Annotated in this window: 15 protein-coding genes, 7 tRNA genes and 1 other RNA gene; 21 read left to right on the top strand and 2 right to left on the bottom strand. The window is 42.7% G+C overall.

The features are described from left to right. The first annotated feature begins 22 nt into the window (after positions 1-22). From CHY_RS12430 to CHY_RS12355, 16 genes are all read left to right on the top strand, one after another. Positions 23-112: transfer RNA gene (locus tag CHY_RS12430), tRNA-Ser, on the top strand. Positions 113-127: 15 nt separating this feature from the next. Next, positions 128-223 (top strand) — tRNA-Ser (locus CHY_RS12425). Positions 224-238: 15 nt separating this feature from the next. Continuing rightward, positions 239-315: transfer RNA gene (locus CHY_RS12420), tRNA-Arg, on the top strand. A 180-nt stretch (positions 316-495) separates the two neighbouring features. Further along, the gene (cysC, locus tag CHY_RS12415) at positions 496-1,089 is read left to right on the top strand and encodes an adenylyl-sulfate kinase (RefSeq protein ID WP_011345549.1); all 594 of its coding nucleotides are present in this window, start codon (positions 496-498) and stop codon (positions 1,087-1,089) included. Positions 1,090-1,138: 49 nt separating this feature from the next. Continuing rightward, positions 1,139-1,885 carry a sulfite exporter TauE/SafE family protein gene (locus CHY_RS12410; RefSeq protein ID WP_011345548.1) on the top strand — a complete coding sequence of 249 codons (747 nt, stop codon included), beginning with the start codon at positions 1,139-1,141 and terminating at the stop codon, positions 1,883-1,885. 15 nt (positions 1,886-1,900) lie between these two features. Then, complete coding sequence (locus CHY_RS12405) at positions 1,901-3,499, top strand: adenylyl-sulfate reductase subunit alpha (RefSeq protein WP_011345547.1); 1,599 nt, start codon at positions 1,901-1,903, stop codon at positions 3,497-3,499. Then, positions 3,468-3,737 (top strand): 4Fe-4S dicluster domain-containing protein, encoded by a 270-nt coding sequence (locus CHY_RS12400; RefSeq protein WP_011345546.1) that lies wholly within the window; start codon positions 3,468-3,470, stop codon positions 3,735-3,737. The genes CHY_RS12405 and CHY_RS12400 overlap by 32 nt, the downstream gene beginning before the upstream one ends. A gap of 2 nt (positions 3,738-3,739) precedes the next feature. After that, complete coding sequence (sat, locus tag CHY_RS12395) at positions 3,740-4,885, top strand: sulfate adenylyltransferase (protein ID WP_011345545.1); 1,146 nt, start codon at positions 3,740-3,742, stop codon at positions 4,883-4,885. Positions 4,886-4,904: 19 nt separating this feature from the next. Next, a complete protein-coding gene (gene thiS / locus CHY_RS12390; protein WP_011345544.1) occupies positions 4,905-5,123 on the top strand; it encodes a sulfur carrier protein ThiS in 219 nt (72 codons plus the stop codon). Then, the gene (locus tag CHY_RS12385) at positions 5,110-5,916 is read left to right on the top strand and encodes a HesA/MoeB/ThiF family protein (RefSeq protein WP_011345543.1); all 807 of its coding nucleotides are present in this window, start codon (positions 5,110-5,112) and stop codon (positions 5,914-5,916) included. Before thiS ends, CHY_RS12385 begins: the two co-directional genes overlap by 14 nt. Position 5,917: 1 nt before the next feature. After that, complete coding sequence (locus tag CHY_RS12380) at positions 5,918-7,192, top strand: Mov34/MPN/PAD-1 family protein (protein WP_162485107.1); 1,275 nt, start codon at positions 5,918-5,920, stop codon at positions 7,190-7,192. Next, a complete protein-coding gene (locus CHY_RS12375; RefSeq protein ID WP_011345541.1) occupies positions 7,179-7,409 on the top strand; it encodes a sulfurtransferase TusA family protein in 231 nt (76 codons plus the stop codon). Before CHY_RS12380 ends, CHY_RS12375 begins: the two co-directional genes overlap by 14 nt. A 15-nt stretch (positions 7,410-7,424) precedes the next feature. Then, positions 7,425-8,627 (top strand): aminotransferase class I/II-fold pyridoxal phosphate-dependent enzyme, encoded by a 1,203-nt coding sequence (locus CHY_RS12370; protein ID WP_011345540.1) that lies wholly within the window; start codon positions 7,425-7,427, stop codon positions 8,625-8,627. Positions 8,628-8,669: 42 nt separating this feature from the next. Continuing rightward, positions 8,670-8,746, top strand: a tRNA-Arg gene (locus CHY_RS12365). A gap of 22 nt (positions 8,747-8,768) precedes the next feature. Further along, positions 8,769-9,230, top strand: coding sequence for a tRNA adenosine(34) deaminase TadA (gene tadA / locus CHY_RS12360; protein ID WP_011345539.1), 462 nt, complete (start codon positions 8,769-8,771; stop codon positions 9,228-9,230). 51 nt (positions 9,231-9,281) lie between these two features. After that, positions 9,282-9,375, top strand: a tRNA-Ser gene (locus CHY_RS12355). Here CHY_RS12355 and CHY_RS13270 read toward each other — a convergent pair. Then, positions 9,289-9,390: transfer RNA gene (locus tag CHY_RS13270), tRNA-Gln, on the bottom strand. The two genes, CHY_RS12355 and CHY_RS13270, sit on opposite strands and share 87 nt — an antisense overlap. 71 nt (positions 9,391-9,461) lie before the next feature. On the opposite strand from CHY_RS13270, the gene CHY_RS12350 reads away from it, so the two are divergent. The 4 genes from CHY_RS12350 (at position 9,462) to CHY_RS12340 (ending at position 10,727) form a co-directional block, all read left to right on the top strand. After that, positions 9,462-9,555, top strand: a tRNA-Ser gene (locus tag CHY_RS12350). A gap of 28 nt (positions 9,556-9,583) precedes the next feature. Beyond that, positions 9,584-9,847, top strand: an RNA gene (ffs, locus tag CHY_RS13085) — signal recognition particle sRNA large type. Between the two features lie 121 nt (positions 9,848-9,968). Further along, positions 9,969-10,511 (top strand): DapH/DapD/GlmU-related protein, encoded by a 543-nt coding sequence (locus CHY_RS12345; protein ID WP_011345538.1) that lies wholly within the window; start codon positions 9,969-9,971, stop codon positions 10,509-10,511. 18 nt (positions 10,512-10,529) lie between these two features. Continuing rightward, complete coding sequence (locus CHY_RS12340; RefSeq protein ID WP_011345537.1) at positions 10,530-10,727, top strand: hypothetical protein; 198 nt, start codon at positions 10,530-10,532, stop codon at positions 10,725-10,727. Here CHY_RS12340 and CHY_RS12335 read toward each other — a convergent pair. Next, a complete protein-coding gene (locus CHY_RS12335; protein ID WP_011345536.1) occupies positions 10,720-11,001 on the bottom strand; it encodes a DUF503 domain-containing protein in 282 nt (93 codons plus the stop codon). The two genes, CHY_RS12340 and CHY_RS12335, sit on opposite strands and share 8 nt — an antisense overlap. Before the next feature lie 95 nt (positions 11,002-11,096). Here CHY_RS12335 and dnaX point away from each other — a divergent pair, with 95 nt between their 5' ends. Beyond that, complete coding sequence (gene dnaX, locus CHY_RS12330; RefSeq protein ID WP_011345535.1) at positions 11,097-12,632, top strand: DNA polymerase III subunit gamma/tau; 1,536 nt, start codon at positions 11,097-11,099, stop codon at positions 12,630-12,632. The last annotated feature ends 1 nt before the right edge of the window (position 12,633 follow it).

The raw sequence follows: 12,633 nt of genomic DNA, 5'->3' as shown, positions 1-12,633 counted from the left end.
TATCGCAGAAAGTGGCGGGCAGGGAGGGGTGTCCGAGTGGTTTAAGGAGCCGGTCTTGAAAACCGGTGACTCGCCCTGCGAGCCGTGGGTTCGAATCCCACCCCCTCCGCCATGGCGATTTGGTTGCGGAGAGATGGCCGAGTTGGTCGAAGGCGGTCGCCTGCTAAGCGATTGTACAGGCTAAAAACCTGTACCGCGGGTTCGAATCCCGCTCTCTCCGCCATTTAATTTTATAAAGGCGCCCGTAGCTCAACTGGATAGAGTAACAGACTACGAATCTGGAGGTTGCAGGTTCGAGTCCTGCCGGGCGCGCCATGTGGTAAATAAAGCCGGGGTAAAAGTCCCCGGTTTTTTATTTTTTTTCGGAACGGGTTTACAACCCGCTTTTATTTTTTTAATTCCATAAAAACCAGTAAAAATACTTGACAATACTACAAAAATTAATAAAATGAAAGTAAATACATATAAATATATCGGAAATAGGGGTGATTGATTGTGGCAAATAATCTCTTCTGGCACGAAGGTAAAATAACGGCGGAAGATCGCGAAAAATTACTGGGGCAAAAAGGAGTGGTTATTTGGCTTACCGGGCTTTCGGGTTCGGGAAAATCAACGATAGCCCGGGAACTGGAAGCGGTATTGTACCGGCAAGGTAAGCTTGCTTACGTTTTGGATGGCGATAATATCCGCATGGGCTTAAATAAAGACCTGGGCTTTTCCGAAAAAGACCGCCAGGAAAATATTCGCCGGATCGGAGAAGTAGCCAAACTTTTTGTAGATGCTGGGATTATTGTCATCACTGCTTTTATTTCACCTTTCCGGGCTGACAGGGATAAGGTCCGCTCGATATTACCGGCGGGGAAATTTATTGAAGTGTTTGTAGACTGTCCACTGGAAGTGTGTGAAGCAAGGGATGTAAAAGGTCTTTATCAAAAAGCCCGGGAAGGGAAGATACCCGAATTTACCGGGATCACCTCTCCTTATGAGCCGCCGGTAAAACCGGAAATTACGCTGAAAACCGCCGAGCAATCCTTAGAAGAGTGTGTAGATATAATTCTTACTTATTTACGCAAAAATTTATACCTTTAAATATAAGTATTCCGATAAGAATTAATAAATATCTCTGGGGGAATTTTTCATGGTCGGATTTATTTTAGCCGGATTTATTACCGGTTTATCTATTGGGCTGACGGGAGTAGGGGGAGGGTCTATCTTAGCACCGCTTTTATTGCTATTAGGAGTGGCCCCAGGGCAAGTTGTAGGAAATGATCTGGTTTTTGCCTCGATTACCAAGGGGATGGCCCTTTATCCTTATAAAAAAGAAAATAAAATCAATTTTTCTACCGCTAAAAAACTTTTATATGGGAGTATTCCCGGAGGAATTACTGGGGTTTTAATATTAGAACACTTAAAAAAAACCGCTGGTAGTTCCGCTTTGCTTACCCATGTTTTAGCGGGGTTTATAATTGCCGTAAGTATTATTTCTTTGTTAAAAGAGTTTTTGAATTTTAAAGGGAGTTTACTTAGTTTACCGCAGGAAGACTTGGGAATTATTTTAACGGGATTTGTTACCGGCATAATTGTTGGCCTAACTTCCATAGGTGCTGGTATTTTGGTGGGCTTATACCTTTATATGACCGGAAAGTTTGATAGCCGGGAATTAGTGGGTACCGATATTTTTCACGGCCTAATACTGGCCCTGGTTCTTGGTTTTCTCCATTTTAAATTCGGTAATCTTAATCCGAAAATTCTAATTTACCTAATTTTAGGGTCTATTCCTGGTGCTTTACTTGGCGGAAAATTAAATTTTTACCTCTCCCCGAAAGTGGTACGGGTAATTTTTCTTTCCCTAACAACGGCTCTTTCGCTAAAAATTCTTATCTGATCGGGGGTGGGTGAGGTGGCAACGGTAATAATAGGTGGTGGCGTTGCAGGGTTAACCGCAGCGATAAGACTAAAAGAGCTTTTACCCCGTGAAGAAGTGGTAGTAGTGGAGCGTGCTCATGTGCTGAGAAGCGGTTGCTTAGCTGCCGGGGTTAATGCTTTAAACAACGTTTTACTCGATGACACTCCGGAAAGTTATGTAGATTTTTTAAAAAAGGAATTTCCCGGTTTAATTGAGGATGAACTACCGTTAAGTTTAGCCAAAAGGTTAAACGAAACGGTGGAGCTTTTAGAAAGCTGGGGGGCAAATATTCCCAAAGACAATGGGAAATTTTTCCGCCGGGGAAAACGGAGCATTATCGTTTACGGGGAAAACTTAAAAGAAGTCATTGCCCAAAAAGCTTTAAAAACCGGAATAAAAATTTTTAACCGCACGTTTGTTTTTGATGTCGAAACGGAGCAAAATCAAATAGTTGCAGTACTGGCCTATGACTTAACTTCCCGGAAGTTTTTAAGAATAGCCGGAGATAAATACATCCTGGCAACCGGGGGCGCTGCTGGACTTTACCAGGGGGCAAATCCCTATCATCCCGGGAGTACCTGGTATCCCCTATCTAACAGCGGAGTTGGGCATGTACTGGCGGTAAAGGCCGGTGCTTATTTAAAATCATTAGAAATTCGTTTTATTCCTCTAAGAGTTAAAGGAGTGGCCGCTCCAACCGGAACTTTGGCTATGAATGTCAAAGGCAAGCTTGTTAATCAAAAAGGTGAAGAGTTAAAAACAAAATATCAACCGGCCAATACCGCCGAACGGCTTAAAGCTGTTATAGAGGAAAGGCGGGCCGGGGAAGTTCCGGTTTTTGTGGTTGAGGGTGTTTACCGGGATGAACTCATAAGGGCTTATTTTGATATGCGTCCCGGTGCAGCTTTACTTTTACGGGAAGATAAAGGCGAAAAAATTTACCTGGAAGTAGATGGTTTTGAACCCCTGATTAACGGTGGACATGGGCTTTCAGGAGTCATGGTAGATAAAAACCGGAAAACCGCGGTGGAAAACCTCTGGGCTTGTGGGGATATTGCCGCCGGTTCACCCAAGAAATACGTTACCGGGGCTATGGCTGAAGGGTTAATTGCGGCAGAGGATGCAGCGGGGAAAGAAGGTGGAGGTCGACTTGAAATTCAGGAAATTGTCTTAAACCTTACCAGTAACCTTAAAGGTTTGGTTTCTCCGTTATCTTTAAAGTACGGCTTAAACGTAATCATGGAAGAGTATGCCGGCGGTAAGAAAACTAATTACCGGTATACCGGTCGAAGTTTAGAAATTGGCGAAGAAAAGCTTTATTCGTTAAAGGAAAAATTAGGACTTGCAAAAATTACTAGCGATTTTGATTTATTGCAATTTTTTGAGGTAAAAAATCAAATATTGCTGGCGACTTTTCTTATTAAACATATGGCTTTTAGAACTGAAAGCCGTTTGCCCTGTTATCAGGAGCGGGGGGACTACCCCGGTAAAGCGCCGGAAGACTACCTTCTTATCTCCCAATTAAAAGAGGGCAGGCCTGTTGTGGAAAGGAGGAAGTTAAATGCCTCCGCGCTTTTCGAAGGAGCGGTGTAACGGTTGTCCTAAAGCTAAAGTAGCTCCCTGCGAAGCGATTTGTCCTTTAAACTTACTTTATCGGGATAGGGGTGAAGTATTTATTTACCATGAAGCTTTTTGCTACGACTGTGCGGCTTGCGTCAAAAAGTGCCCTCAAAAAGCTATATACCTTGCTTTGCATCCTTCGGTAGCCCTGGTTAATGCAGAATTGTTTTACGATAAAGGGTTTAAATTTAAAGTTCTGGAGGAGGAGTAACTATGGTTAATTATCACGGGCGAAAAGAAGTCAGTAATATCTTAACGTCAGAAGAATATGAGGAGCTAAAAGGGCAAAACTTTTTAAAGCTATCGGTTTCAAAAACCGAATATTTTGATTTATTTCTTTTGGGGGTTGGACTTTACGCTCCCTTAGAAGGGTTTATGGATGAAGACGATTATTATTCAACTTTAGAACAGTTTACCTTAAGCTCCGGGTTCTTATGGTCGATTCCCATAGTCTTAAGGGTCAGTGAAGAAGAAGCCCGGCTTTACGACGGCAGAGAAAAAGTTTTACTAACTGCTGCAAACGGTGAGCTTTTAGGTCTTTTGGAAAGCCCCCGGGCGTTTAAGTTAAATAAAATTTTAGAAGTGGAAAAAGTATTTAAAACTTCTTCCCCTGAGCATCCGGGGGTGCAAAAAATTCTCGGAGAGGACGAATGGGCAGTTGCCGGTAAGATTAAAATTTACCCGCCGGCTTTCAGGGAGATTGATTTAAATCTCTCTCTTTTCCCCCAGAAAACCCGGGAAATATTTAAAAGCAGAAATTACAAGACGGTAGTTGGCTTTCAAACAAGAAACCCCATCCACCGGGCCCATGAATATTTGCAAAAAATCGCTCTGGAGATTTTTGACGGGCTTTTTGTTAATCCCCTCGTTGGTGAAACCAAGGGGGATGATATTCCTGCCGATGTTCGGCTGAAATGTTATGAAGCTTTACTGAACAACTATTACCCTAAAGACCGGTTTGTCTTTGCTACGTTGCCTGCACCTATGCGTTATGCGGGACCCAGGGAAGCGGTTCACCACGCGATTATCCGGCAAAACTACGGTTGCACCCATTTTATTGTCGGCCGGGACCATGCCGGGGTGGGAAATTTTTACGGTCCCTTTGAAGCGCAGGAGATTTTTGATACTTTTCCAGAAAATGCTTTGGAAATTAAGATTGTAAAATTTGATAACGCTTTTTACTGCTCTAAATGCGGGCAAATGGCTACGAAAAAAACCTGCCCTCACGGTCCGGAACATCATTTAAGCTTAAGCGGTACTAAAGTCCGGGAAATGCTTAGGGAAGGAAAGCCGTTGCCGGAAGAGTTTACCCGTCCGGAGGTAGCGGAAGTTTTACGTCGCTATTATCAAAGTCTTTAAAGGAAAGGAGAGGTAGGCTATGAAGATAGTGGTAAATGGAGCGGAAAAAGAGATTCCCCAAAGCCTTACAATTGCGGAACTTTTAGAGTATTTTCAGGTGGAGATGCCCAATTATGTTTCGGTAGTGTTAAATGGTGAATTTGTAAAGCGTGAAGAGTTTAATAACGTAAAAGTTTCCGAAGGAGACGAAATAGAATGGATGTATTTCATGGGAGGTGGCGGATATGCTTTCGCGTGAACAGCTGTTCCGCTATTCCCGTAATATTCTTTTGCCGGAAGTAGGGGTAAAAGGGCAGGAAAAACTATTAAATTCTAAAGTTCTGGTAATAGGGGCCGGAGGACTCGGGGCACCGGTGGCCCTGTATCTGGCAGCAGCCGGGATAGGGACCATCGGTATTGCCGACTACGATGTAGTGGACTTAACCAACCTGCAGCGTCAGATAATTCACTTTACCCGGGATGTGGGGACCGAAAAAGTTTTATCGGCAAAAAGTAAAATTGAAGCTCTTAATCCGGAGGTGCAGGTGATTACCTATAATGAACCGATAACTTCCGCAAATATTTTAAGTATTATCGAGCAGTATGATTTTATTATCGACGRTACCGATAATTTTCCCGCCAAGTTTTTAATTAACGATGCCTGTGTAAAAGCTAAAAAACCTTTTTCCCACGGCGGAATTTTGCGGTTCTGGGGCCAGACTTTGACCTATCGGCCCGATGGGGAAACACCCTGCTACCGCTGTGCTTTTAAAGAACCACCGCCTCCCGGAAGTGTTCCCAGCTGTAAAGAAGCGGGGGTTATTGGAGCGGTAGCTGGAGTTATAGGCTCGCTGCAGGTGACGGAGTGTATCAAGTATCTTCTGGGAATGGATACTTTGGCAGGAAATTTATTGTTTGTTGATTTAAAATTAATGGAATTTAACAAAATTCCTTTAAAGAAAAGACAAAGCTGTCTTTGTTCTAAAGACCCCGAAGAGATTATTTTAGTAGATTACAGTCAGCCGGTTTGTGATTTAAAGGGGGAAAATTAAAGTGCTGGTATTTTTTGAATATCAAATCGAAAATATTTTAAAATACTGCCGGGAACAGTATCCCATTGAAGCCTGCGGTTTACTTGGGGGAAAAATTGAAAACGGAGTTAAGATTGTAAAATCGGTTTATTTTGCTCAAAATATTGCCCAATCGGAAAGCCGTTTTGACATTGAGGCCAAAGAACAATACGAAATTATCAAAAAAATGCGGGCAAAAAACGAGGTGCTTTTAGGGAATTTTCACAGTCATCCTATGACTCCGGCAAGACCTTCTGCTGAAGACCGGGAGTTGATGTTAGACCCTAATCTGGTTTATGTAATTTTTTCTTTGAAAGACAATCCCCCAACTTTCAAAGGATTTAAAGTTTTGCAAGGAGAGGTCGGCGAAGAAGAGATTACGGTAAAAAAAGTTGATTATAAAGCGTTAAAAAGCGGTGGCATCATGCGGCAGACGGAAGATGGATATTTTGCCGTGCGCCTAAAAGTAACCGGCGGTAATTTAACCTTAGAGCAGCTAAGGGGTTTAGAGGAAGTGGCTTCCCGGTACGGAAACGGTACTCTCCATTTAACCGCCCGGCAGGGGGTTGAGATACCGTATATCCATATTGCCGATTTAGAAGAAGTGATTGAGAAACTTAAAAGCTACGGCTTAGAACTGGGAGCCTGCGGGCCAAGGGTCAGGACGGTTACCGCCTGCCAGGGACGGAGTATTTGCCCCAACGGCTGCATTGAAACCCAGGAATTGGCCCGGGAAATTGCTGCCCGCTATTACGGCCAAACTCTTCCCCATAAATTTAAATTTGGCATTACCGGCTGTGCCAACAACTGTTTAAAGGCCGAGGAAAACGACCTGGGGATAAAAGGAGTATGCCGCCCAAACTGGATAAAAGAAAATTGTACCGCCTGCGGGTTGTGTACTAAAATTTGCCCGGTTAATGCCATTACCTTAAACCAGCAGGAAATAAGTGTTGATTATGAGGTGTGTATCGGTTGTGGCGATTGCGTTAAAGCCTGTCCCTTTGAAGCTTATAGAGGAGAATACGGTTACAGTTTAAGCTTTGGCGGAAGCTTTGGCCGGAAAATTAATATTGGGAAAAAATTAATTCCTTTTATAAGTTCAAAAGAAAAAATGTTTGCTATTTTTGATAAGACTCTGGAGTTTTACCGGAAGGAAGGAAAAACAGGCGAACGGTTTTATAAAACTTTGGAGAGGGTAGGTTTTGCTAAATTAGAACAATATTTGAACGAAGGGGAAGGGGAAAATGAAGGTAATTAAAACTATTGATTTAAGGGAGTATGTTTGCCCAATGACTTATGTAATTCTTCAGGCGGAAATTGCAAACTTAAATTCCGGGGATAAAATTGCCGCAATTTTAGCAGGAAAAAATACCTTAGCGGATGTTACGAAAAGCCTTAAAATGGATGGCCATAGGGTAGAGAAGATTGAGGAAGAAGGGGAGGAGATTTATAAAATAATTATTACGGTGAAATAAGGGGGTTGGGGAAAAGTGCACATCGAAACTTTTCTGGTAAAACGTGCGATCGAAGGACCCAGTTTACAGACTGCTTATTTTTACAAAGAGCCGGAAAAGCTTGAACAAATTTTTGGCGGCAAATCCCCCGGCTTTTTTTATAGCCGGGTGGCCAATCCTACGGTCGCGGCTTTAGAAGAAAAGGTTGCCCGGCTCGAGGGGGGAGTTATGGCCACTGCCACTTCCTCGGGAATGGCGGCTATCGCCCTTACCTTTATGGCTTTTGCCCAGCCCGGAGCAGAATTTTTGGTGTGTGCTGGTTTATTTGGCGGGACTTTAAATTTATTGAAAAATTTAACTAAAACCTGTGGGATAACCTATAAGTTACTGCCTGCACCGGATCCAGAGTTAGTCAAAAAGCACCTAACCTCCAGCACTCGCCTGGTATTTGTGGAATCAATTGGCAATCCTACTCTGAAAATACCAGACTTTGCTGGATTGGTTTCTCTTTTAAAGGCGCACAAAATACCTCTGGTGGTGGACAATACTGTAGCCCCTCTTTTGGTGAAACCCCTTTCTTTGGGGGCCAATATTGTTATTCATTCCTTATCGAAATATATATCCGGTCAGGGAACGGTTATTGGCGGGTGTATTGTCGATGGCGGAAACTTTGAATGGGACGAACGCTTCCAGAATCTTTATCCTTTAGTGCGGGAAGCGGGACCCCTTGCCTTTTCGGCTTATGTAAAAAAGGAATTAGCAACTGACATGGGTATGTGTTTATCTCCTTTCGCTGCCTGGCAGGTATTAATTGGAAGTGAAACTTTGGCTTTAAGAATGGAACGTATGGTGCAAAATGCCCGGGAGCTTTCCGAATTCTTACAGAGCTTTCAGGAAATAAGAGTTAATTACCCGGGTCTTGGGGATAGCGTGGAGTGGCAAAATTGTGTTAATTATCTTGGCGGCAAGGGCGGAAATTTAATTGTATTAAGTTTTAAAGATAAAGAGACGGCTTTTAATTTTATAAAAAATCTTAACATAGCGCGGCTTGCCACCAACATCGGCGATGTCAGAACCTTGGTTTGTCATCTGGATTCTACCATTTACCAAAAGATACCGCCGGATGAAAAGAAAATTCTTAACATAACAGATAATCAGGTGCGGGTTAGCGTGGGGATTGAGAATATTGAAGATTTAAAGGAAGATTTTGCTAAAGCCTTACAAAAATTACTATCTTGACAGGTATTTATCTTTGGCATAAAATATTTGTTGCAAAACAGTGCGCCCGTAGCTCAGGTGGATAGAGCAGCGGTTTCCTAAACCGCGAGTCGGTGGTTCGAGTCCTCCCGGGCGCACCATTTTATTTCTTCAGGTGATTCCATGGACCATGAAAAGTTTATGGCTGAAGCTTTAAAGGAAGCAGAGAAAGCGGCGCTCCAAGGGGAAGTCCCGGTGGGCGCCGTTGTGGTATATAACGGGGAAATCATTGGGCGGGGGCACAATCTCCGGGAGACCTTTTCTGACCCTACGGCCCATGCGGAAATAGTAGCTTTAAAAGAAGCTGCCAGTAAACTTAAAAACTGGCAGTTAAAGGACTGTACCCTTTATGTTACCGTAGAACCGTGTCCTATGTGTGCCGGAGCGATTTATCAGGCCAGAATTAAAACCCTGGTATACGGAGCTCCTGACCTTAAAGCGGGAGCGGTGGATACTTTATTTGATTTAGTGCGAAATCCTCGCTTAAACCACCGGGTAGAGGTGATATCCGGGGTACTTGCCGCTGAGGCGAGTAAAATAATAACAGATTTTTTCAGGGAAAAAAGGAACAGAGGAAAATTTTAATTATTGTCCACCAGGTAAAATTATGCTAAAATAATTAAGCATAAAAAGTGCGGAGAGATGGCCGAGTGGTCGAAGGCGCTCGACTCGAAATCGAGTAGGCGGGCCAAAACCCGCCTCGTGGGTTCAAATCCCACTCTCTCCGCCAGTTTAATTCCTCTTGCTTGAGCATTAAAATAGTTGTATAATATCATCTGCATGGAATTAAATATTTAATTTTGTGTTCAAGCACGCGGAGAGGTGGCTGAGTGGTTGAAGGCGCTCGCCTGGAGAGCGAGTAGACGGGTCAATCCCTGTCTCGCGGGTTCAAATCCCGCCCTCTCCGCCATTAATTTAATTAAAGATGCTAAAATTTGCCGTGCTAGGCGGGGAGGTAGCGGTGCCCTGTACCCGCAATCCGCTATAGCGGGGCTGAAGGCTGCCCGAGGGTTTACCTTGTGAGGACCGGCCCCGGCAAGTAGCAATGAGATTTGGGTCTTGCGCAGCGGAGACTCCCGAACCGTGTCAGGTCCGGAAGGAAGCAGCACTAAGGGAAATCCCTCCGGGTGCCGCAAGGGTGCCTGAATCGAGCCAACTACCGGGGTAACGCTCGTACGATAAACTCGACGGCAGTTGCACGGCATTAAAATTAAAAGGAGGTATCGGATAGCGGTACCTCCTTTTAATTTTAAGCTTAAAGGCTATTTTTTTTCACCGAAAAATATTAAAATATATATAAAAATGGTACTACGGAGGGGTTAAATGTTATCTCCTAACCCATTTGGCGATTTTCCGGTGATTGGGCAAAATACTTATATTCATCACTCGGCTCAAATAATTGGTAAGGTGATAATAGGGGACAATTGTTTTATCGGTCCCAACGCGGTTATCCGGGCCGATGAGCCCGAAAACGGAGAGGTAAGCCCGATTACGATTGGTAATAATGTAAATGTTCAGGATGGGGTAATAATCCATGCTTTGGCGGGAACAGAAGTAAAAATTAGCAGCAACGTATCAATAGCCCACGGTGCAATTATTCACGGTCCGGTAGATATCAGGGAAAACTGCTTTATTGGTTTTGGGGCGTTGGTATTTAAAGCGGTACTAAATGAATGGGTTTTTGTAGGCCATAGAGCGATTGTTCAGGATATGGAAATTAAAGCGGAAAAATTTATTCCTGCTGGCTTGGTTGTAACTAAAGAATTATCCTTACCTGAATTAACAGAAGAACAAAAGGACTTTATTAAAAAAGTTCAGCAAATGAACGTCCTTTTGGCTAGTGGGTATTTAACTTTAATACGTTAAAAGAGTAAAGGTGGAAAAATGTTAACGAAATACCTTATTCTGTGGTCTAATCCCTGGATTATTCTGCTAAACTTTTTTATCGCTCTCTACATTGGTTTAGGGATACGCAATAAAAAAGGCTTTCTTTTAGGATTAATTGCCACTGTTCTTTTATTCGTTACCTTTCCACTGGGAATAATAGTTTATCTTATTTTTGTTCGGCCCAAACTTAAATAAATTCTTTGAACCTTTCGGTAATTAAGACGTTACCATTCTGTTCGATGATGTTTTCGATCTTGGCAAAAACCTTTTCTATATCGTCTTTTTTTAAAGATACCGCTGCTAAAGCCAGGGTAGACCTTTGCCAGAGGTTTTGATTTCCTACTTCGGCGATGGAAACGTTGTAATTATGTTTTATTTTTTCGGTGATACTTTTTAAGACCATCCGCTTTTCTTTTAACGATTGGGATTGAGGGATATAAAGCTCTAAAGTAAGGACGCCTATAATCATGGTAGTCTCCTTTGCGTTAGAGCCAAAGTCTTTATAATTTATTATATTGAAGTGTTAGGATTTTAGCTATAGATTAAATTTTTCGGGTGAAAGTTATGTATCTGGCGTTATACCGCAAATGGCGGCCAAAAACCTTTTCGGAGATTGTCGGACAGGAAACCATTGTGAAAATCTTAAAAAATGCGGTGGCCACAATGCAGGTGGCCCATGCTTACCTTTTCTCTGGACCCCGGGGGACGGGGAAAACCACTACCGCCAAGGTTCTGGCCAAAGCGGTAAACTGCGAACACCCTGTAGAGGGAGAGCCGTGCAACCAGTGCCCTTCGTGCATTGGGATTAACAACCAGAGCCTTTTAAATGTGTTTGAAATAGATGCCGCATCCAACCGGGGGATAGATGAAATCCGGGAATTGCGGGAATCTATCAAACTGGTTCCGGCCCAGGGTAAATACAAAGTATACATCATTGACGAAGTGCATATGCTGACTAATGAAGCGTTTAACGCCCTTTTAAAAACTCTGGAAGAGCCGCCGGAACATGTAATTTTTATTTTAGCAACCACCGAGTTTAACAAAGTGCCGGTGACCATTGTTTCCCGTTGCCAGCGCTTTGATTTTAAAAGAATCAGCACCAAAACAATCTGGGAGCATTTAAAAAATATTGCGGAAAAAGAGAAGCTTCAGTATGAAGCGGAAGCCCTACATTTAATTGCCGAGGCTTCTGAAGGCGGACTTAGAGATGCTTTAAGTTTAATGGATCAGATACTGGTGTTTAATCCCAAAATTACGGTAGAAGATACCTTAAAAGTCCTGGGGTTTGTCAGCTGGAGGAAAATATTAGAACTTATTTCTGCTATCCGGGAAAATAACCAACTAAAAATAATCAACGAAATAGCGGAAGTGGTGGAGCGGGGGCTTGATGTCAAGCTTTTTGTTCAGCAAATTTTACAGTATGTTCGTTATTTAAATTTAATAAAAAACGGTATAGAAGTTGAAGAACTAATGCCTGAAGTACTGGAAAAATTAAGGAGTGAAGCGGCCCTTTGGGAGGAGGATAAACTTTTTCTTTTGTGGGATGATATAGCTCGTCTTGAGCGGGAAGTCCGTTATGCAAGTTTTCCCCGGATCTGGGCGGAAGTAGGTCTTTTAAAAGTGGCGAGGAATTTAGAGGGAAAATTGTTAAAGCCAGCGACCATTTTAAAACCAGTAGAGGATAGCAAAGAGGAAAGTAAAAAGGAAAAGCAGAAGTTAAATGAAGAAAAATCTTTAGGTGCCATAAATCTTTTAAAAACTTCTGAATGGCAGGAAGTTTTACAGAAAACCCGGGAAATTTCTCCCCCTCTTGCGATTCACTTAAGTAAAGGTATTCCCTTTAAAACTGCCGATAGCATAAAAATAGTTTTTACCGATGAAGAGCCTCTAAACTGGATTATTCACTACAAAAAAGGCTCTCAGGTCAAAGCGATAATTAAGGAAGTTTTTACCGAAGCTCTGGGGGAAGGTTTAAAAATTACTTTTAACGTAAAAAAACATTCTTTAGAAGAAAAAACAGATGAACCAAAAGCTCTAAAGAAAGCAAAAGAGCTTTTTGGTGATGATAAAGTTGTCATTATCAATAAAGAGGAGGAATAAA

The sequence above is a fragment of the Carboxydothermus hydrogenoformans Z-2901 genome, assembly GCF_000012865.1.
Lineage (GTDB): Bacteria > Bacillota > Z-2901 > Carboxydothermales > Carboxydothermaceae > Carboxydothermus > Carboxydothermus hydrogenoformans.
The sequence above is the reverse complement of the archived record's forward strand: the minus strand, read 5'-3'. Positions and strand labels throughout refer to the sequence as shown.